Below are 19,468 nucleotides of genomic sequence, written 5' to 3' on the forward strand. Positions count from 1 at the left end.
GTATGAGAGTGTCAGTTGTTATTCCAGTGCATAATGAAGCAAGTACTTTATCAAAAGTTTTAGTAGAAGTAAGAAAGCTCGAACCATATGAAATTATCATAGTAGATAATGGATCGACAGATGGTACGAAAGAAATAGCGCTACAGCATAATTGCCGTGTAATTTATTATAGATATTCCCTTGGTAATGATGTGGGACGGGCAATTGGTGCTAGAGAAGCAAAAGGTGAAATTGTTTTATTTTTAGATGGTGATATCGTCATGAAAAGTGAAGAATTATACAATTTTATTAAAGGAATACAGCAAGGACATGAGATTGTTTTAAATAATTTAACATGGTCCGTTTATTTGAAGATGAGACCGCATTATACGACGGTTGGAAAATATATGTTAAATCGTTATTTGAACAAGAAGGAGTTTGTTGTAGGATCTTTAATTGCAATACCACATGCGATAAGTCGTAAAGTGATTGAAAAACTGGGGTGGTGGAATTTAGCAGATCCAGCATTATTTCAAGCGATGGCGATGTCTAGAGGAGTAGATATTTCTGATATGGCTTCAGTTGATGTCATTTACACAAATAAAGTTCGTCCTGTCCATACGGGCACATCACCTGGCTCGCCTTATCCGAAAGCGACTAGTCGTATTATGGGTGATCATTTGCGTGCTTTACAATACGTAATCGAAACATACGGTAATCGCGGTGGTTTTTCAGAGGACAATAGAGATAGAGCGTTTGTAGGAAAGTATAAACCAGTTTTATTACAAAAGAAAAAAGCGAAATATAGTGCCATTATCCCGGTATCAGAAGAAAAAATAACTATAAGGTCTGTTATACAAGAAGTGAAAGAAGCAGGTGTAGATGAAATTATAGTTGTCGCGAATGGAGCAGATGTTGAGACTGTTAAACAGGCAAAGCTAGAGAATGTTATTGTAGTTGAATTTACGAAGGCGCTTGGACATAATGTAGCACGAGCAATAGGGGCCATGCATGCTACGGCAGATATTTGTTTATTCGTTGATGGTGATTTTGTTATTCCAGCAAAAAAACTCACTCCATTTTTACATGCTGTTGAAGATGGAAATGACGTGGTGTTAAATGATTTACAATGCTTATTAGATATGTTTCATCCAGCGGATCCAATTAGTATGGGAAAATACTTTTTGAATTTGGTAGCGAAAAGACCAGATTTATGGAATAACTCACTAACTGCTGTACCACATGCCATTCATAAGAAGGTAATAGAGAAAATAGGATATAACTCCCTTATCATTCCGCCATTAGCACAAGTGAAAGCTATTTTAGAAGGATTCTCTATTACAACAGTAGAGTTAGTAGATGTTATAAAAACAAATCAAGTACGTCCAGAGCAACACGAATTTGTAAATGGGCGTATTTCAGCGTTTGATCGTATTTTCGGTGATCAACTTGAGGCGGTTACGTATTTATTACAACGTACGGACGAACGTGGTGGCTTTACTGATGGAGATAGAGATAGAGATATCATTCAACAATTGAGAAGGGAAGAAGAGAATACAAATGAATAGTAGTAAAGTAGCTATTATTGGGTTAGGGTATGTTGGCCTTCCTTTAGCGGTACATTTTGCAGAAAGAGGGCATACAGTACTTGGATTAGATAAAGATATTAGAAAAATAGACTCAATTATAAAAGGAGAAAGTTATATTCCAGATGTTTCTTCTAAAGAGTTACAAAGTTTATTGACGAAAAAAAAATTAACAGTAAACACACCGGATCAAGGCATTGCTGATTTTCAAAGTAGTGATTATGTTATTGTCACTGTCCCGACTCCAATTAATGAACAAAGAGAACCAGACTTAAGTGCCCTCATTTCAGCTTCGCATTATATACAACAAAACCTTCAAAAAGGACAAACCTTCATTTTTGAAAGCTCCACATATCCAGGCACACTTGAAGAAGTCATCCTACCTATTATTTCTCAAAATAGTAACAAGGTAGGGGAAGATTTCTATATCGGATATTCGCCTGAGAGAATTGATCCAGCAAATAGTCAATATTCAGTTCAAGCTATTCCAAAAGTTATTAGTGGACAAACAGAAAAGTGTAGACAAAAGGTACAGGATTTATATAGTACCATTTTTGACGAAGTTGTACCTGTTAGCTCTCCGAAAGTAGCAGAGATGTGTAAGCTATTTGAAAATATTCAGCGCTTAGTTAACATTTCTTTAGTAAATGAACTAAACACACTATGTGAAAGTTTAGGCATTGATTTTTATGAGGCCATTGAAGCGGCATCTACAAAACCATTTGGGTTTACTCCATATTGGCCAGGGCCAGGGATAGGGGGACACTGTATTCCAGTAGACCCTTTATATTTTCAATGGAGAATAAAAAAGAATGGGGCAATTAGTCAATTAATTGAGGCAGCACATATAATTAATGAAGAAATGCCAGAGAAAATGGTCCGGAAAGTAAAAAGTGTGGTGCAATCACCTGCAACGGTGTTAATTGTAGGGATTGCGTATAAAAAAGATGTAAATGATTTGAGAGAATCACCAGCGTTACCGATTATTCAATTATTAAGAAATCAAGGATACGAGATAGAATATCATGATCCTTATATTTCTTTCGCGGAAATTGGAGATAAGGTGTATCAATCTGTTTCTTTAGATAAAGAAAAAGTTAAAAAAGCGGATTGTATTTTAATTTTAACGGATCATTCTAATATTGATTGGAAGCTTTTTAAAGGAATGGACCGAGTAATAGATACACGCGGGATTGTAAAGAAGGTGAGTAAATGAGTAAGAAATGTTTAATTACAGGTGGGGCCGGATTTATCGGGTCGCATTTAGCTGAAGAGTTGATGAGAAGAGGTTATGAGGTCACTGTTGTGGATAACTTTTATAAAGGTAAAAATAAGTACCATGAAGAGTTAATGAAAAAAATCCGTGTTATTCCAATAAGTGTTTTAGATAAAAATTCTATTTATGAATTAGTAGATCAGCATGATGTCGTGTTTCATTTAGCAGCAATTTTAGGTGTGAAAACAACAATGGAAAAAAGTATAGAGCTCATAGAAACGAATTTTGATGGGACGAGAAATATTTTACAAGCAGCGTTAAAAGGAAAGAAGAAAGTAGTTTTTGCTTCTACTTCAGAAGTATATGGTAAGGCCAAGCCGCCTTTCTCTGAAGAGGGAGATCGATTATACGGGGCAACTTCTAAAATTCGTTGGAGTTATGCAGTTTGTAAAACGTTGGAAGAGACATTATGTTTAGGATACGCATTAGAAGGTTTACCGGTAACGATTGTTCGATATTTTAATATTTATGGTCCAAGAGCGAAAGATGGTCCGTATGCAGGGGTAATCCCGCGATTTATTAGTGCGGCTTTGCAAGGCGAAGACATTCTCGTATATGGAGATGGAAAGCAGACACGTTGTTTTACGTATGTGAGTGATGCGGTAGAAGCAACAATTCGGGCAATGGATGAGAAGGTAAATGGTGAGATTATTAATATAGGTTCTGAGAATGAACAGAGTATAAAAGAAGTAGCAGAAGTAATTAAAAAATTAACGAATTCTTCTTCGAAGATTGTACAAGTGCCTTTTGAAGAAGTATATCCTCATGGTTTTGAAGAAATTCCAAATAGAAGACCAGATGTAACAAAATTAAAAAAGCTTGTTCAATTTCAGGCGAAAGTAACGTGGGAAAACGGATTGAAGGAAACAATTAAGTGGTTTCGTGAACAAAACAATGGCTAAGTCATTATCTGTTATTATTCCTGCATGTAATGAGGTCGATACGATTTCAGACGTTATTCAATCGGTAAGACCATTAAATCCAGTAGAAATTATTGTAGTAGCAAACGGTTGTAATGATGGAACAGAAGATGTTGCAGATCGTTTAGGGTGTAAAGTAATCAAACATACAGAGCTACTAGGGAACGATGTTGGACGTGCAGTCGGCGCAAAACATGCGATAGGTGATGTATTACTATTTATAGATGGTGATTTTGCTATTCAAACTTCAAAATTAAAATTATTCCTTAATCCGATTTTATACGATCAGGCAGATGTAGTTTTAAATAATTTGGATGCATTATTTTTAAAAAGGCAAAAACCTACTTCTATTACAGTATGGCGCCAAATATTAAATGCAATGTTAGAGCGTGAAGAATTAAAAATTAATTCTTTATTAGATGTACCTCATGCGCTGACGAAAGAAGTCGTTCAAAGCATCGGATATGAATGTTTTGTTAATCCTATTGTGGCTCATTTACGCCTACTTCAAAGTAAATGGAGAATTAGTCGTCATTGCGCCATTGACGTTATTACGCCAAATAAATTTCGTCCATTCCAACATGCTGCATATGGAACAAATCTTTCCCAATCTGAAAAAAGAATGATAGGTGATCATATAGAAGCAGTAGCGGCACGGATATTAAGCAGTGATGAGCGCGGAGGATATTATGATGGAAATAGGAAAAGGGATAGTGGCTATCATACTTTAAGTTTTGAAGAGTTTTATCAAGGATGGAGCGTCACATCTAATTTGTATAAAGGAAAGCAACTATCTGTTGTTATTCCCGTACAAGATGAAGAGAAAACAATCGGAAACGTTATAGAAGAGCTTCGCAAAATTGAACCCTTCGAAATTATCGTTGTCGTAAATGGTTCGTCAGATAAAACGAAAAAAATTGCAAAAGACAAAGGGGCAACGACAATTGTATATAAAGAAGCACTCGGAAATGATGTGGGGCGCTCACTTGGAACGTATTTTGCAAAAGGAGAAATTGTGTTATTTATAGACGGCGATTTTGTTATTCCAGCGAGTGAGCTATATCCTTTTGCAAAAGCTATAGCAGATGGAAAGGACGTCGCATTAAATGATTTAAATCATTATTTAGATTTAAGAGTACCGCTTCATCTTGTAACTGCATTTAAGTATGCACTAAATTTAGCTTGTGATAGAAAGGATTTAGGGGTAGGCTCACTTATTGCGGTACCTAATGCATTTAGCCAAAAGTGTTTGAAAGCAATTGGGTATAAATCTTTATTGTCACCTTGTGTAGCACAAGTGAAGGCTCTTCTGTCTGGATTTGAAATTGCATGTGTATATCGTGTTGAGGTTGATAAGATGAACCGTATTCGTCCCAGTGAACATTTCGCAAAAATAGGTCACCCTCCAGCTGTACTTCGAATTATAGGTGATCATATAGAGGGGCTAGAGCAAATAATTTCATTAACAGACAATCGTGGCGGATTCTATGATGGCAATAGAAAAAGAGATGTTTTATAGAAGTAACAAAAAAAGTGTACAACATGTGTACACTTTTTTGTTCTGTTATAAAAACTATAACAGATTAGGAGATAAGAGTATTACAGCTCTACAATGGGTATTGTTCTTATATTACAAAATAGGACTCGTATATAAGGATACCAAAAAAATACAATTAAGGAAAGGGTTAATTTTAAAGACTTTTAAATGAAGTTAACACTATATATATAGTAGTTTGCTCAATATTTCACAAACATGTCACAACTATTTCGTTCACTTTCGTAAAAAAGTAGTATTCTAAGTGTGTAAGCTGTTATATAAAAAATCTTAGTCCTGTACTAATCAAAAATGGAGGAGATTAGGATGACTCAAGTATTAGAAAATGTTAAAAACGCATGGGAAAACTTTAAAGGTGAAAAATGGAAAGCAGAGATTGATGTTCGCGATTTCATTTTAAATAATGTAAACGTTTTCGAAGGAGACGAATCTTTCTTAGCAGAAGCAACTGAAGCAACGAAACAACTTTGGGATCAAGTAATGGATTTAACAACGAAAGAACGTGAAAACGGTGGCGTTCTTGATATGGATACAAAAATTGTTTCTTCTATTACATCACATGCCCCTGGATACTTAAATAAAGATATTGAAAAAGTAGTCGGTTTCCAAACTGATAAACCATTTAAACGTTCTTTACAACCATATGGTGGTATTCGTATGGCAGAACAAGCTTGTGAATCTTATGGATACGAAATGGATAAAGAACTTAGTCGTATTTTTAGAGATTGGAGAAAAACTCATAACCAAGGTGTATTTGATGCATACACACCAGAAATGAGAAATGCACGTAAATCAGGTGTTATTACGGGTCTTCCAGATGCATACGGACGTGGACGTATTATCGGTGACTATCGCCGAGTAGCGTTATATGGTATTGATCATTTAATTGAAGCGAAAAAAGCTGATTTAAATTTAACTGGCGGTGTAATGAGCGAAGATACAATGCGTTTACGCGAAGAGTTATCTGAGCAAATGCGTGCACTTCAAGAGTTAAAAGAAATGGCCGCTTCTCATGGCTTCGATATTTCTAAGCCAGCAACAAACACGCAAGAAGCATTCCAATGGTTATACTTCGCATACCTTGCAGCGATTAAAGAGCAAAACGGGGCTGCAATGAGTCTTGGGCGTACTTCTACATTCTTAGATATTTACATTGAAAGAGATTTAGCAAATGGTACTTTAACAGAAGAAGAAGTACAAGAAATTGTAGATCACTTCATTATGAAATTACGTCTTGTGAAATTCGCAAGAACACCTGATTATAATGAATTATTCTCTGGTGACCCAACTTGGGTAACTGAATCTATCGGTGGTATGGCATTAGATGGTCGTCCATTAGTAACAAAGAACTCATTCCGTTTCTTGCATACATTAGATAATTTAGGACCAGCTCCAGAACCAAACTTAACTGTTCTTTGGTCTAAACAATTACCAGAGAACTTTAAAAACTACTGTGCGAAAATGTCTATTAAAACATCAGCAATTCAATATGAAAATGATGACATTATGCGCCCTGAATACGGCGATGATTACGGTATTGCATGTTGCGTATCTGCAATGAGAATCGGTAAACAAATGCAGTTCTTCGGAGCTCGTGCAAACTTAGCGAAAGCATTATTATATGCGATTAACGGTGGTAAAGATGAAAAATCTAAAGCACAAGTTGGTCCTGAGTACGCACCAATTACTTCTGAAGTATTAAATTATGAAGAAGTTATGCATAAGTTTGATATGACAATGGAATGGTTGGCGGGTCTATATTTAAACACATTAAATGTTATCCATTACATGCATGATAAATATAGCTATGAACGTATTGAAATGGCACTTCATGATACAAACGTTCTTCGTACAATGGCAACAGGTATTGCTGGTCTATCTGTAGTAGCAGATTCATTAAGTGCAATTAAATACGCAAAAGTAAAACCAATTCGTGATGAAAATGGTATTGCAGTTGACTTCGAGATTGAAGGAGATTTCCCTAAATACGGTAACAATGATGATCGTGTAGATGAGATTGCTGTAAATCTTGTAAAAACATTTATGAATAAACTTCGTAAACATAAAACATACAGAAATTCTGTTCATACAATGTCAATCTTAACAATCACATCTAACGTTGTATACGGTAAGAAAACTGGTAATACTCCAGATGGCCGCCGTACTGGAGAACCATTTGCACCAGGTGCGAACCCAATGCATGGACGTGATACAAAAGGTGCATTAGCTTCATTATTATCTGTGGCTAAATTACCATATGAAGATGCACAAGATGGTATTTCTAATACATTCTCTATTATTCCGAAAGCACTTGGTAAAGAAGATGATGTACAAGTACGTAACTTAGTATCAATGCTTGATGGCTATGCAGTAAAAGAAGGCCACCACTTAAATATTAACGTATTTAACCGTGAAACATTAATGGATGCAATGGAACATCCTGAGAAATATCCACAATTAACAATTCGCGTATCTGGTTACGCTGTAAACTTTATTAAATTAACTCGTGAACAACAAATTGATGTAATTAACCGTACAATGCATGAAAGCATGTAAATGAAAAAAGTGTCCCTTCGCTCTTAATATATAGCGAAGGGAGGCTGTTTCAATAAAGGAGGAAGTAACATGGTAAAAGGAAGAATACATTCTGTAGAGTCTTGTGGTACTGTTGATGGCCCAGGGATTCGTTATGTCATATTTACACAAGGGTGTTTATTACGTTGTCAATATTGTCATAATGCTGATACGTGGGAAATCGGTAAAGGTAAAGAAATAACAGTTGAAGAAGTGATGCAGGATGTGACATGTTACCTTCCATTTATTGAAGCTTCCGGAGGCGGTATAACAGTTAGCGGTGGAGAGCCATTATTACAGCTAGACTTTTTAATTGAGTTGTTTAAAAAGTGTAAAGAGGCTGGTATCCATACAACAATCGACTCTTCTGGTGGTTGTTATTCTGAGGAACCAGAATTCCAAAATAAGCTAGATATTTTAATGGATTATACAGATTTAGTTTTATTGGATCTGAAACATATCGATTCCAAAAAGCATCGTAAATTAACAGGGAAACCAAATGAACATATTTTACAATTTGCTCGTTATTTATCGGATAAGAATAAACCGATTTGGGTACGACACGTATTAGTTCCTGGTGTTACGGATAATGAAGAGGATCTACAAAAACTATCTAGCTTTATTCAAAGTCTGTCTAATGTTCAAAAAGTTGAAGTGTTACCATATCATAAGCTTGGTGTATATAAATGGGAGGCGCTTGGACACAAGTATCCACTCGCAAATGTAGAACCACCTACTGAGAAAAATGTAGAACATGCTAAATATATTTTACAAGCGGTCTAATCCAAATATTGGATTAGGCTTTTTGCTTTCTTTACAATAAAATCTAGAGTATATATTGATAAAAGAGTATACTGAAAATAGAATATCCATAATTTTGTACGGAATAAATGGAGAAATTTACATAATTGTAAAGGGAAATCAAAATAGTAAAAAGAATTAAGAAGTAAAAGAGTGAGTATCATGGAATAGAGAACATTTGTAAGTTATTGCGAAAGCTCTTATAGGAAAGTATAATGTAAAGATATGAGCACAGATAGGATTAAGGGGTCAATCTTATATGCTTTGCATATCCACGACAGGTACATAGCTGAAAGGGAATTATTAAAATCTGTTTATGTAATTTTTAAGGAAAATGTTTTTCCTATTGTCGTATATGCAATATGGAGAAACAAAAAGCTAGGAGTGGATTTGTTTGATAAAAAACCCCAAGGTTTTAATATTAACTGCACATTACGGTAATGGTCATGTGCAAGTAGCAAAAACATTAGAACAAACATTTCGCCAAAAAGGAATTGAAGATGTTATTGTATGCGACTTGTTTGGAGAATCACATCCATTTATAACTGACATTACAAAATATCTATATTTAAAAAGTTATACAATAGGAAAAGAATTATATCGTTTGTTTTATTACGGGGTAGAAAAAATTTATGATAAGAAAATAGCATCTTGGTATGCGAACTTTGGAAGGAAACGTTTGAAAACACTTTTACAGGTGGAGAAACCAGATATTGTAATTAATACATTTCCAATTATCGCTGTACCAGAATTAAAGAAACAAACAGGTATTTCAATTCCTGTCTATAACGTATTAACGGATTTTTGCGTGCACAAAATATGGATTCATCGAGAAGTAGATCGTTATTTTGTTGCAACGGATCATGTGAAAGAATTGATGGTTGATATCGGTGTACCTGCGGAACAAATTGTTGAAACAGGAATTCCAATTCGGAGTAGTTTTGAGTTAAAGGTAAATCCAGAAATCATATATAATAAATATCAGTTATGTAAGAATAAAAAGATTTTACTAATTGTAGCAGGTGCTCATGGGGTATTAGGAAATGTAAAAGAACTATGCCAATCATTTATGTCAGTGCCTAATTTACAAGTAGTTGTCGTTTGTGGGAAAAATGAAGCTTTAAAACAGGATTTATTAAGTTTACAGAAGCAAAATTCCGATGCATTAAAAGTGTTTGGGTATGTTGAAAATATTGATGAATTATTCCGTGTTACTTCTTGTATGATTACAAAGCCAGGCGGAATAACATTAAGTGAAGCAGCAGCGTTGCAAGTACCTGTCATTTTATATAAGCCTGTTCCAGGACAAGAAAATGAAAATGCGATGTACTTTGAAAGAAAGGGAGCAGCAGTTGTCATTCGCGATGATAGTGAGGTTTTTGCAAAAACAGAGGCATTATTACAAGATGATGTGAAGCTTCTTCAAATGAAAGAAGCAATGAAAAGCATCTATCTTCCAGAGCCAGCTGGCCATATTGTAGATGCAATTTTGGCGGAAAATCATGCAGAACCGCGTCATATACCTATTAAATCACCTGCTCTTGCACAATCTTTTACTTAATATGAAACCCTCTTTGTATATGTAAAGAGGGTTCTTTATTATTTTTAAAGAAAATTTAGTGAGTTATCCACAAAAGGATTGCGCTTTCATTAAACAGTAAAGTCGGAATATTAACAACTATATCCACATTGTCCACAATTTTTAGAAAAATATCCACAATTAAAACAGCTGATATATGCTTTAATATAGAAAAATATTAAATGTTTTTGAAAATTACTAACAATTTCATCGGTTTTGTGGATAAAGTTGTCCACAGCAAAAAAGTCCCTTATGTATAAGGGGCTTTTTTGCTTACTTCTATCAGTCGAGAAAATTATGTAATGAAAATGAATAATTAGGGGGGAAACTTCTAATTATTCATTTTCACTTTAAATGCTTTTCGAGCGATATCCTGCTGCACGATCTGCTTTTTGAAATTCGCGTTGATAGAGAACTTCTTGTGTACTAGATAATGTGTTTTTTGCTTTATCACGTTTCTTTTTATCCATTACAAATCACCTCGTGTCTTAAAGTTACTATTTATCGTTTCCAAAGACATGAGGGGATATACGCATATGGAAAATGTTAACGATTGATTATCATTTCAGAAAATTTAGATTACGCTTCTTTTAATTGATGAGCATCTTGGAAGGTTGTATCTCGCATTGTAGCAAGTGTGTATTGATCTTTTGGAATTTCATATAAGTTATACACTTCTTCGTTTGCGTTAATTTCATCATATACGGCTTTTCTTGTTTCGTTTGCTAGATTCACATATTGCAGTTTTTCTGCAGCTTTAATAGAACGAATATTTATTTTACGAATACGCATGAAAATTGTTTCAATATCTAATTCATAGAAAAGTTCACTAAAAAATGAATCTTTTGCCAATTTGTTATAGCCTTTTCCATGATATGGTTTGCCAAGCCATGTCCCGAGAAATCCAGCTTTTTCTTGCACATCAAATAAAGTAATTGTTCCGATAGGGTTACCCCATTCATCTAAAATTGTGCGTGAAATTAATTCACCACGCTCTTCAGCTTCAATCGTTTGTTTCGTTAAGAATAAATATTCTTCATAAGAATAAGCCTTTTGACGCACAAAAGGGAAGACAGCTGGATCCACCATTAACTCGTATAGAACGTGGCTGTCGTGTAAGTCGCGTTTTTTCAACATACTAACTCCTCCTCACACGAGGGTAGCATGACGAAAAAACACCCCACCCTCGAAATTTTTATATCAATCTTTAAAAAATTTCGGGGTGGGAATCGAACCCACTAGAACCAGTTTCTAACGCTGGTGGCGCACCATTTGCCTTCCCCATTCATCAATTTGAAAATGATAATCACGACACAAATTGATTATGGTTTCATTCAGTTTATAATCGTATAATACTTTATCTAGTCAAAAAAATAAACTAGTTTTTTTTATTTTTTTTGTAAATTATTTTTCCATCAATCATAGTTAGTACAGGCTTGGCTAAATAATGGAAAGGATGATGAGTCCATAGCACGAGATCGGCGTCTTTTCCAACCTCGATGCTTCCAATTCTATCCTCTAAACGCAAATTTCGTGCTGGGAATATGGTGATTCCTTCTAGTGCTGTTTTCTCGTCTAACCCTTCTCTTACTGCAACAGCAGCGCAAACATTTAAATATTGAATGGGTGTATAAGGATGATCTGTTGTGATAGAAACTTCCACACCATTTTTTGATAATATATGGTAAGTATCCCATGTTTTATTTTTTAGTTCGATTTTAGAACGGCGTGTCAGAGTGGGACCAACTGAAACCTTCAAATTGTGTTTTGAAAGTTCTTCAACAATAAAGTGTCCTTCTGTGCAATGTTCAATGCGTAAATCGAGATTGAATTCTGTTGCAAAGCGTAGAGCAGAACTAATATCATCTGCTCGGTGAGCGTGGATACGTACGGGTATTTCACGACGTAGTGCTTTTAAAATAGGAAGCATTCGAAAATCAGCTTCGTGCCCGTAGTGTTGTGCTTCATAGAATGATTCCCGAAGTAACCCCATAATCCCCATACGTGTAATGGATTCTTTTGTTCCATTACTATGGACTTTTTTAGGATTTTCTCCAAAGGCAATCTTTAAACCAGCAGGTTCTTGAATAATCATATGATCAATACAAGTTCCAGCTGTTTTTATTACACAAGTAGTACCCCCGATAATATTTTGACTGCCAGGCATAACGTGAACGGTTGTAATTCCGTTTTGTACAGCGTCTTGAAAGGCAATATCGAAAGGATGGATTCCATCTAAAGAACGAATATGTGGTGTTGAAACTTCAGATGTTTCATTGGCATCATTTCCAGCCCAACCAGTACCTTCATCATAGAGACCAAGGTGAGTATGGACATCAATAAAGCCAGGTAAGAGATGGAGTGCTCGTGCATCTATAACGGTCATATCTTGAGTAGGTGGAATAAAAGGTTTGACCTCGGTAATTCGCTCTCCTGTAACGAGTACATCTCCTTGAAACTTTTGAGATGTAATAGGGTATACAATGGCTTGTTTGAGCAATATTTTCATAGGTACCTCATTTCTGTTACTTTATAATGCTAATGGAAGTTAAGGGAAAGTAACTGAAAGGTTATTTGTATGGTAATGCTTCGGATCCTAGAAAATGAAAGTTTTGAAAGAGCCCATGTAAAATTGTGTTTTAGAAGTACTACATTGTATGCGAAAGTATATTTTGTAATGCATGGTCTATTTCTGGAAATGTGTATTGGTATCCATGTTCAATTGCTTTAATGGGTAATACACGTTGCCCTTCTAGTACAAGTATGCTCATTTCACCTAATAAAGTTTGAATGATAAAAGAAGGTACAGGCAACCAATGAGGCTTTTTCATTATAGTTGCAATGGTTTCTCCAAATTCCTTCATTCTTATAGGTGTTGGTGCTGTCATATTAAGAGGACCATCAATTTCTTTTTTGTGTATAATGAAATCCATCATACGAACGACATCGTCTATATGAATCCATGATAACCATTGCTTCCCAGAACCAATGGTGCCGCCGATATAGAATTGATAGGGAAGTAGCATTTTTGGAAGAGCTCCTTCATTTGCACCTAATACAACTCCAAATCTTGCGTAGATTGTTCGTATTCCGAGAGAACGTGCTTTAGATGCTTCTTGTTCCCATGAATATACTGTATTTGCTAAAAAGTCATTTCCAGGAGTCTCATGCTGTTCTGTAAAAGACTCTATTTCAGACGTTCCATAGTATCCAATAGCACTTGCGTTAATAAATGTGTGTGGCTTTGTATGGAGTCCCTGCAATTGTTTAATGAGTCCTTTTGTTGTTTGAATTCTACTGTTTAAAATGGCTTTCTTTTGTTGCTTTGTCCATCTACTATTAATAGACTCTCCGGCTAGATTAATAACTACATCAATAGAAGAGAGGGGGAAGGTTTGTAAATCTGGTGTCCATTGAACATACTGAAGGTTAGGATCGGAAGTTTCAGTAGTTTTTTTTCGTGTGAGAATGTAAACAGTATATCCTTTTTGAATAAAAAAAGTAGAAAGGGATTTACCGATAAAGCCTGTACCACCAGAAATTGCGATTTTCACAAGTATTTCCTCCTCATTATATATATTCTTGAAAAGAAAAAATGTTCCTCGACTATGTTAAAATAATAGAGAGGTGAGAGTATGGCTGTCATTACAAAAATAGAAGTACAAAAACGATCGAAAGAACGATTTAATATTTATATTGATAAAGGTCAAGGCGAAGAGTACGGATTTAGTGTGGATCAAGTAATCTTAATAAAACATGGATTACAAAAAGGCTTAGAAATTGATGAAATCGAGTTAGGAAATATTTTGTACAATGAAGAAGTGCAAAAAGCATATTTACAAGCAATCTCCTATTTATCCTATCAAATGAGAACAAAACAAGAAATAGAAGATTTTTTACGAAAAAAAGAAGTGGGACAGGCCATCATCTCTGAAGTCGTTTCGAAATTATTACATGACCGATATATTAATGATAAAGAGTATGCTGTTTTATATACGCGAACGCAAAGTAATGTGAATCGAAAAGGTCCAACTGTTATTAAAAGAGAGTTATTAAATAAAGGTGTTCAGGATTTAATTATTACACATAGTTTACAAGAATATCCGAAGGAAAAGCAAATTGAGAATGCCTTGTTTCTCATAGAGAAGAAGAAAAAATCTTATCAAAAACATTCTTTTTTACAAATGAAACTAAAGTTAGATGAGATGCTTGTTCGAAAAGGATATTCTAGAGAAGTAATTCAAATTTGTTTGGAAGAATTGAAAGACGAAAAAGATGACGAAAAGCAACAAGAAGCGTTACACTATCATGGGAATAAATATTATGAGAAATATAAGAAGCATGATGGATGGACATTTGAAAACAAGATGAAACAAGCGTTATATCGAAAAGGATTCTCTATTGATGAAATCGAGATATTTTTGCAAATGAAACGCGAAGAGGAATGAGGAGAATAAGATGAATATGCCAAAACGCTACAGTGAAATGACACCGCATGAGCTAAGGGAAGAAATTGGCGCTTTGAAGGAGCAAGCAGTAAAAGCTGAGCAGCTTGGGATTGTCAATGAATTTGATGTATTAATGAGAAAAATGGCAATGGCTCGTGCTTATATGACGGATATAAACAAATTCCGTATTGGTGAAACATATGAATTAGTAGAAGAACCTGGTGTATTATTTAAAATTACGTATTTCAATGGGGTATTTGCTTGGGGATATAAGCAAAATGATAATGAAGAGATTGGCATACCAATTTCCTTATTGCAAGAAAAATAAAAACCAGAGAGCATATATCTCTCTGGTTTTCATCTTTGGTAGGCGTTAAAGGAGATAGGAGATTCTAAAATTGGCGTTTTTTACATTCATTTGCCAATATAATGAGAGACTGGGTTTGTTGCGTCTGTCCGTTAACTTGCGCTTTCGCATGTTTTGGACGAGTCCACGTATGGTTAAATAATTCAGAACGACTATCTAAGCGATCACGGTAGCTCATCTTTATCACCTCGTGTAGGAAGTTAATTTAATTTGTATTACTCTTCCTGCTGATTTGCAGCACGCATACGTTCTTGTGGGTGCGTGTTAATTGTGCCGTTAGGTCGTTTCGAAGCGAAGCGTGATTTCGCTTTCGGTTGACCGTCGATTTTGCTGTTGTTTTTTGACTCAGACCAAAATTCGGCTTGTTTACCCATTACGAACGCCCTCCTCATTATCGGTTGATACCTCTTTAAGAAGTATCAATTATAGAATGTGCAAAATTGAAGAAACTATCCTTTAGAAATGAAGGGATAAATAGGTAAAAGGAGATTATAATATGAATGATATTTATGAAACATTAACGAAAGAATTATTAGACAAGAATGACAAGCTTTCTTACGCACAAGCTCGTGCGTGGGTTGAGTTACTATGGGAAGATTTTCAAACAACTTATGCAAAATCAGGTCGTTATCAAGGCGATGAAATGACAGAACAAGTGGTACGATCATGGATTAATAATCATGGTGTACGCCTTCATGAAATGCGTACAAATAATCCGAAGTATAGTCATTTAATTAATCAAGAAGATCATTTGAAACATTAAAAAAAGCGACTTAAGTCGCTTTTTTTAATGTGGAAGTAATTCCAGTTTTTTTCGAAGCTTTTCTTCACTAAAGATCCATCCTGTATAGGAACTAATAATATTTAAATTGTGGTCGAGCTGAACGATTGCAACAAATGGATAATAATCTTTACTTCGATATCGTAAATCAATGAATCGTACTTCATAATAATGGTCATGATCAAAAATATCCCAGCGATATACAGGAGAGAAAGATAGAAAGGCCGAGATGTTTTCATCTTGTTTAGCTGCTCGCATAATATTATTGTCTGGGAACGGTACCCGATCGAACTTATCATATATCATGATGTTACCACGGTGCCATCTCGCAACGTAGTAATAATCAGCCGTAACGATTGCTAAATGGTAATGGTAAAATCGGTAAGAAGGAGAAATGATAATCTTTTCGACATTTTTGAAACGTTTGTGTACAACGCTTCTTATATTTCTGTGCATCATAATCCGTCCGATATAGTAAACAATCATTAATATATATGCCGCTAAAGCTGTATATCCCTTATGAGAACCGACGAGCATGCAAGCAATTGCAAGTATATGGATAAAGAAAATTACGGTATCGAATGTATTAATCACGCCGAGTGCGACCCATTTTTTTGTGAAAGGCCGTAATGCTTGTGTACCATAGGCATTGAAAATATCTACAAAGACGTGAAGGAAGACAGCAATAAATGACCAAAGCAGTAGATGAAGATATGGAGCGTCTGAAAAGAAGGCGAAAGAGATGCCACTTATAAGGAATGACCAAAGAATTACCGCAGGAATAGAATGAGTAATCCCACGATGATTTCTTATATATTTAGCGTTATTACGCAATTTTAAAACTGTGTCAATGTCAGGAATGTTGGAACCAGCAATTGTAGCAAGCATAACAGCTTGGGGGCCAATATCACTTTGTGCTATGGCTGGATCTAATGTTGCTAAGCTACCTAAAGTGATACCCATAACAAGGTGAGTGGCTGTGTCCATAGAAATCCACCTCCGTTTTTTATTAATGTAACTCTTTTTATTCGATACCTCAAGTCCTTTGCCTTCTATTTCCTGTATCATCTTACTTAAATTTTTTCCTAAAATCTTTATAATAGTACTTATATGCAAAAAAATGAGGGGGATCAAGTTTGACACTTGAAATACTAAACAATTTTAATATAGAGCAGTTTCAAAATGATTTAATTGGTTGGTTTGAAGAAGAACAGCGCGACTTACCATGGAGAAAGAATAAAGATCCATACCGCGTTTGGGTTTCTGAAATTATGTTACAGCAAACAAGAGTAGAAGCTGTAAAACCATATTACGCAAATTTTATGGGGAAGTTTCCTACACTTGAAGCGTTAGCGAATGCAGATGATGAAGAAGTATTAAAAGCATGGGAAGGTTTAGGATATTATTCTAGAGCACGTAATTTACATGCGGCAGTAAAAGAGGTAAAAGAAGTATACGGCGGAGTTGTACCAAGTGATGTAAAGAAAATTGAAAAGTTAAAAGGAGTCGGACCATATACAAAAGGTGCTATTTTAAGTATCGCATATGGTATACCAGAGCCGGCAGTTGATGGAAATGTTATGCGTGTATTATCTCGTATTTTATCAGTATGGGATGATATTGCAAAACCAAAGACTCGAAAAGTTTTTGAAGAGATTGTGCGTGAAATTATTTCAGTAGAAAACCCATCTTATTTTAATCAGGGATTGATGGAATTAGGTGCACTAATTTGTATTCCGAAAAATCCAGCATGCTTACTTTGTCCTGTACGTGAACATTGCAGAGGATATGCTGAAGGTGTTCAAAAAGAATTACCAGTAAAAAGTAAAGCGAAAGCTCCTAAAATGGTACCTATTGTTGCAGGTGTACTTCAAACTGAAGACGGTCGTTACGTTATTAATAAACGTCCAAGTACAGGTTTGTTAGCTAACATGTGGGAGTTTCCGAATGTGGAACTTGGAGAAAGTATTCGAAATCAGAAGGAACAGCTTATAGATTATATGAAAGAAAAATTTGAGCTCGAGGTTTCTATTGATGAATACGCAATGAATGTACAACATACGTTTACACATCGTACTTGGGATATATTTGTATTTTACGGAAAAGTAACAGGTAATATTGTTGATACAGATACATTAAAATTTGTATCAAAAGAGGTATTTGAGCAATTACCTTTCTCAAAATCACACCGTACTATTTATGAAAATTGTGTGGAGAAAATTACAATGCAATAAATAAAAAAGTGTTCCCAATCTAGGGAACACTTTTTTAATCGTAAGAAATTTTTGTCCCATGAGTCCAACTAGCTTCACCTTCTTGTAAGCCGCCTCTTGATTCGATTTCTACTACAATTTCTTTGTAAATACTTTGCCCTTCTACATTTAAATAAGGCAGAACCTGTTGTAGTGAGTGATGAAAATAAGCTAATTCATCTTCTTTCCATTCATTTTTTGAAATCATCGTTAGTTCAGTCATATCGCGTCCTATATACATATTTACACCTCCATTTTCTATAGTTTGAATGAGTAACAAAAGTTATATGCGGAAATTTTAAAAAAGAAAATTACGGATAGCTTCTAAGTGAATTGGTTACATTATTGATTGTGGAGGTGAGAAAGATGAGTAAAAAACAACAAGGTTATAACAAAGCAACTTCTGGTGCTAGCATTCAAAGTACAAATGCTAGTTATGGTACAGAGTTTTCAACTGAAACAGATGTACAAGCTGTAAAACAAGCAAACGCACAATCAGAAGCAAAGAAAGCACAAGCTTCTGGTGCACAAAGTGCAAACGCTAGTTATGGTACAGAATTTGCAACTGAAACAGACGTGCATTCTGTGAAAAAACAAAATGCTAAGTCAGCTGCAAAACAATCACAATCTTCTAGCTCAAATCAGTAATGAAAGAAAAACACTTCTCTAATTCGGGAGAAGTGTTTTCTTTTTGCGTGGATCGTTGTAATGAAAAGAAAGCGAACGACATAACTTCTAATAAGTCAACAAATGTAGTCAAAGGAGAAGGAAGTTAACAATTAGAATTATGTAATTAGGAATAATAACTGATGAATAAGTCCAAAAGGGGGTAAGTAATGAACGATTTTGATAAGTTGGTAGGGGAGCAATTAGAAACGATGGATGAGTTGTTAAAGTTACAAGCACATCTAGAGAAGTATCAACAAATCGAAATGAATGAAAAAGATACGTGCGATAAAAAAGAACTGCATTTTATCCGTCAGGAAATATATAGAACAGAAGTAGCGTTGAAGATGTTACATGAGAAATTTGAAGAACAAACGAATAGTGTAATTCAATCTTTTGCAACTGAAAAAATGATTTCAAATTTAGGGTAAGATATATTGTTATCTTCAGGTGAAAAGTCCTTCTTTGTATGGAAATAGAGAAGGGCTTTTTCTATTACATGTCCTCGCTTATAAATAATGCAGTACAATCCCTATCTCTTAAGAAGAGTTGGGGCATAGTATTCAACGATAAACCTCCTGCATATTCAGTTTGAAAAATAGAGTCTTATCCCTTTAGTTTTAAAATTTCGACAAAAAAGTTATAATAGAAAAAAAGTGAATGCCGTTCAAAGGGCATTTGCAG

General features: G+C 35.0%; 22 protein-coding genes. 14 read left to right on the forward strand and 8 right to left on the reverse strand.

Annotation, left to right across the window (positions count from 1 at the left end):
• The first annotated feature begins 2 nt into the window (after window positions 1-2).
• From ACTFR8_RS25505 to ACTFR8_RS25540, 8 genes are all read left to right on the forward strand, one after another.
• Entirely contained in the window at window positions 3-1,547 is a 1,545-nt protein-coding gene (locus ACTFR8_RS25505; RefSeq protein WP_047385559.1) for a glycosyltransferase family 2 protein, read from the forward strand.
• Entirely contained in the window at window positions 1,540-2,781 is a 1,242-nt protein-coding gene (locus ACTFR8_RS25510; protein ID WP_047385561.1) for a nucleotide sugar dehydrogenase, read from the forward strand. Before ACTFR8_RS25505 ends, ACTFR8_RS25510 begins: the two co-directional genes overlap by 8 nt.
• The gene (locus ACTFR8_RS25515; RefSeq protein ID WP_000037016.1) at window positions 2,778-3,743 is read left to right on the forward strand and encodes an NAD-dependent epimerase/dehydratase family protein; all 966 of its coding nucleotides are present in this window, start codon (window positions 2,778-2,780) and stop codon (window positions 3,741-3,743) included. Before ACTFR8_RS25510 ends, ACTFR8_RS25515 begins: the two co-directional genes overlap by 4 nt.
• Window positions 3,736-5,280, forward strand: coding sequence for a glycosyltransferase family 2 protein (locus ACTFR8_RS25520; RefSeq protein WP_252210022.1), 1,545 nt, complete (start codon window positions 3,736-3,738; stop codon window positions 5,278-5,280). The genes ACTFR8_RS25515 and ACTFR8_RS25520 overlap by 8 nt, the downstream gene beginning before the upstream one ends.
• Window positions 5,249-5,470 (forward strand): hypothetical protein, encoded by a 222-nt coding sequence (locus tag ACTFR8_RS25525; RefSeq protein WP_002094217.1) that lies wholly within the window; start codon window positions 5,249-5,251, stop codon window positions 5,468-5,470. The genes ACTFR8_RS25520 and ACTFR8_RS25525 overlap by 32 nt, the downstream gene beginning before the upstream one ends.
• A gap of 152 nt (window positions 5,471-5,622) precedes the next feature.
• Entirely contained in the window at window positions 5,623-7,872 is a 2,250-nt protein-coding gene (pflB, locus tag ACTFR8_RS25530) for a formate C-acetyltransferase (RefSeq protein WP_000195464.1), read from the forward strand.
• Between the two features lie 69 nt (window positions 7,873-7,941).
• A complete protein-coding gene (gene pflA / locus ACTFR8_RS25535) occupies window positions 7,942-8,673 on the forward strand; it encodes a pyruvate formate-lyase-activating protein (protein ID WP_000238467.1) in 732 nt (243 codons plus the stop codon).
• 412 nt (window positions 8,674-9,085) lie between these two features.
• The gene (locus tag ACTFR8_RS25540) at window positions 9,086-10,252 is read left to right on the forward strand and encodes a diglucosyl diacylglycerol synthase (RefSeq protein WP_000594688.1); all 1,167 of its coding nucleotides are present in this window, start codon (window positions 9,086-9,088) and stop codon (window positions 10,250-10,252) included.
• A gap of 368 nt (window positions 10,253-10,620) precedes the next feature.
• Here ACTFR8_RS25540 and ACTFR8_RS25545 read toward each other — a convergent pair whose 3' ends face one another.
• The 4 genes from ACTFR8_RS25545 to ACTFR8_RS25560 all read right to left on the reverse strand — a co-directional run bounded on the left by ACTFR8_RS25545 (window position 10,621) and on the right by ACTFR8_RS25560 (window position 13,824).
• Window positions 10,621-10,740 (reverse strand): YfhE family protein, encoded by a 120-nt coding sequence (locus tag ACTFR8_RS25545; RefSeq protein ID WP_000358482.1) that lies wholly within the window; start codon window positions 10,738-10,740, stop codon window positions 10,621-10,623.
• Window positions 10,741-10,849: 109 nt separating this feature from the next.
• Window positions 10,850-11,407: a GNAT family N-acetyltransferase gene (locus ACTFR8_RS25550; RefSeq protein ID WP_000914737.1), complete on the reverse strand. Its 558-nt coding sequence runs from the start codon at window positions 11,405-11,407 to the stop codon at window positions 10,850-10,852.
• 241 nt (window positions 11,408-11,648) lie between these two features.
• Window positions 11,649-12,779 (reverse strand): amidohydrolase, encoded by a 1,131-nt coding sequence (locus ACTFR8_RS25555; protein WP_000698314.1) that lies wholly within the window; start codon window positions 12,777-12,779, stop codon window positions 11,649-11,651.
• A gap of 139 nt (window positions 12,780-12,918) precedes the next feature.
• A complete protein-coding gene (locus ACTFR8_RS25560; protein ID WP_000684380.1) occupies window positions 12,919-13,824 on the reverse strand; it encodes a TIGR01777 family oxidoreductase in 906 nt (301 codons plus the stop codon).
• 81 nt (window positions 13,825-13,905) lie between these two features.
• Here ACTFR8_RS25560 and recX point away from each other — a divergent pair, with 81 nt between their 5' ends.
• The gene (gene recX, locus ACTFR8_RS25565; protein WP_000268502.1) at window positions 13,906-14,718 is read left to right on the forward strand and encodes a recombination regulator RecX; all 813 of its coding nucleotides are present in this window, start codon (window positions 13,906-13,908) and stop codon (window positions 14,716-14,718) included.
• 10 nt (window positions 14,719-14,728) lie between these two features.
• Window positions 14,729-15,046 (forward strand): YfhH family protein, encoded by a 318-nt coding sequence (locus tag ACTFR8_RS25570; RefSeq protein ID WP_001057024.1) that lies wholly within the window; start codon window positions 14,729-14,731, stop codon window positions 15,044-15,046.
• A gap of 64 nt (window positions 15,047-15,110) precedes the next feature.
• Here the strand turns inward: ACTFR8_RS25570 and ACTFR8_RS25575 are convergent, their stop codons facing one another.
• Together ACTFR8_RS25575 and ACTFR8_RS25580 are read right to left on the reverse strand one after the other, a co-directional pair.
• A complete protein-coding gene (locus tag ACTFR8_RS25575; RefSeq protein ID WP_000122093.1) occupies window positions 15,111-15,263 on the reverse strand; it encodes a YpzG family protein in 153 nt (50 codons plus the stop codon).
• A 37-nt stretch (window positions 15,264-15,300) separates the two neighbouring features.
• A complete protein-coding gene (locus ACTFR8_RS25580) occupies window positions 15,301-15,459 on the reverse strand; it encodes a small, acid-soluble spore protein K (RefSeq protein WP_000517891.1) in 159 nt (52 codons plus the stop codon).
• A gap of 122 nt (window positions 15,460-15,581) precedes the next feature.
• Here ACTFR8_RS25580 and ACTFR8_RS25585 point away from each other — a divergent pair, with 122 nt between their 5' ends.
• Window positions 15,582-15,848 carry a YfhJ family protein gene (locus ACTFR8_RS25585; protein WP_000998166.1) on the forward strand — a complete coding sequence of 89 codons (267 nt, stop codon included), beginning with the start codon at window positions 15,582-15,584 and terminating at the stop codon, window positions 15,846-15,848.
• Window positions 15,849-15,872: 24 nt separating this feature from the next.
• On the opposite strand, the gene ACTFR8_RS25590 is transcribed toward ACTFR8_RS25585, so the two are convergent.
• A complete protein-coding gene (locus ACTFR8_RS25590; RefSeq protein WP_000379106.1) occupies window positions 15,873-16,853 on the reverse strand; it encodes a metal-dependent hydrolase in 981 nt (326 codons plus the stop codon).
• Window positions 16,854-17,002: 149 nt separating this feature from the next.
• On the opposite strand from ACTFR8_RS25590, the gene mutY reads away from it, so the two are divergent.
• Window positions 17,003-18,100 carry an A/G-specific adenine glycosylase gene (gene mutY / locus ACTFR8_RS25595; RefSeq protein WP_000171395.1) on the forward strand — a complete coding sequence of 366 codons (1,098 nt, stop codon included), beginning with the start codon at window positions 17,003-17,005 and terminating at the stop codon, window positions 18,098-18,100.
• A gap of 34 nt (window positions 18,101-18,134) precedes the next feature.
• Here mutY and ACTFR8_RS25600 read toward each other — a convergent pair whose 3' ends face one another.
• A complete protein-coding gene (locus ACTFR8_RS25600) occupies window positions 18,135-18,359 on the reverse strand; it encodes a hypothetical protein (protein WP_000275436.1) in 225 nt (74 codons plus the stop codon).
• A 125-nt stretch (window positions 18,360-18,484) separates the two neighbouring features.
• On the opposite strand from ACTFR8_RS25600, the gene ACTFR8_RS25605 reads away from it, so the two are divergent.
• Together ACTFR8_RS25605 and ACTFR8_RS25610 are read left to right on the forward strand one after the other, a co-directional pair.
• The gene (locus ACTFR8_RS25605; protein ID WP_000039046.1) at window positions 18,485-18,766 is read left to right on the forward strand and encodes a gamma-type small acid-soluble spore protein; all 282 of its coding nucleotides are present in this window, start codon (window positions 18,485-18,487) and stop codon (window positions 18,764-18,766) included.
• 188 nt (window positions 18,767-18,954) lie between these two features.
• The gene (locus ACTFR8_RS25610) at window positions 18,955-19,215 is read left to right on the forward strand and encodes a YgaB family protein (RefSeq protein ID WP_000997575.1); all 261 of its coding nucleotides are present in this window, start codon (window positions 18,955-18,957) and stop codon (window positions 19,213-19,215) included.
• Window positions 19,216-19,468 lie beyond the last annotated feature (253 nt).

Origin of the sequence: Bacillus cereus group sp. MYBK15-3 (assembly GCF_051916765.1) — a bacterium.
Taxonomy (GTDB): domain Bacteria; phylum Bacillota; class Bacilli; order Bacillales; family Bacillaceae_G; genus Bacillus_A; species Bacillus_A cereus.

Coding starts and splice junctions, on each gene's coding strand:
- ACTFR8_RS25520 (WP_252210022.1), top strand. CDS start 3,736: ATGGCTAAGTCATTATCTGTTATTATTCCTGCATGTAATGAGGTCGAT.
- ACTFR8_RS25555 (WP_000698314.1), bottom strand. CDS start 12,779: ATGAAAATATTGCTCAAACAAGCCATTGTATACCCTATTACATCTCAA.
- ACTFR8_RS25525 (WP_002094217.1), top strand. CDS start 5,249: ATGATGGCAATAGAAAAAGAGATGTTTTATAGAAGTAACAAAAAAAGT.
- ACTFR8_RS25505 (WP_047385559.1), top strand. CDS start 3: ATGAGAGTGTCAGTTGTTATTCCAGTGCATAATGAAGCAAGTACTTTA.
- ACTFR8_RS25590 (WP_000379106.1), bottom strand. CDS start 16,853: ATGGACACAGCCACTCACCTTGTTATGGGTATCACTTTAGGTAGCTTA.
- ACTFR8_RS25550 (WP_000914737.1), bottom strand. CDS start 11,407: ATGTTGAAAAAACGCGACTTACACGACAGCCACGTTCTATACGAGTTA.
- recX (WP_000268502.1), top strand. CDS start 13,906: ATGGCTGTCATTACAAAAATAGAAGTACAAAAACGATCGAAAGAACGA.
- ACTFR8_RS25605 (WP_000039046.1), top strand. CDS start 18,485: ATGAGTAAAAAACAACAAGGTTATAACAAAGCAACTTCTGGTGCTAGC.
- ACTFR8_RS25580 (WP_000517891.1), bottom strand. CDS start 15,459: ATGGGTAAACAAGCCGAATTTTGGTCTGAGTCAAAAAACAACAGCAAA.
- pflB (WP_000195464.1), top strand. CDS start 5,623: ATGACTCAAGTATTAGAAAATGTTAAAAACGCATGGGAAAACTTTAAA.
- ACTFR8_RS25575 (WP_000122093.1), bottom strand. CDS start 15,263: ATGAGCTACCGTGATCGCTTAGATAGTCGTTCTGAATTATTTAACCAT.
- ACTFR8_RS25515 (WP_000037016.1), top strand. CDS start 2,778: ATGAGTAAGAAATGTTTAATTACAGGTGGGGCCGGATTTATCGGGTCG.
- ACTFR8_RS25610 (WP_000997575.1), top strand. CDS start 18,955: ATGAACGATTTTGATAAGTTGGTAGGGGAGCAATTAGAAACGATGGAT.
- ACTFR8_RS25585 (WP_000998166.1), top strand. CDS start 15,582: ATGAATGATATTTATGAAACATTAACGAAAGAATTATTAGACAAGAAT.
- ACTFR8_RS25545 (WP_000358482.1), bottom strand. CDS start 10,740: ATGGATAAAAAGAAACGTGATAAAGCAAAAAACACATTATCTAGTACA.
- ACTFR8_RS25600 (WP_000275436.1), bottom strand. CDS start 18,359: ATGTATATAGGACGCGATATGACTGAACTAACGATGATTTCAAAAAAT.
- ACTFR8_RS25570 (WP_001057024.1), top strand. CDS start 14,729: ATGAATATGCCAAAACGCTACAGTGAAATGACACCGCATGAGCTAAGG.
- pflA (WP_000238467.1), top strand. CDS start 7,942: ATGGTAAAAGGAAGAATACATTCTGTAGAGTCTTGTGGTACTGTTGAT.
- ACTFR8_RS25510 (WP_047385561.1), top strand. CDS start 1,540: ATGAATAGTAGTAAAGTAGCTATTATTGGGTTAGGGTATGTTGGCCTT.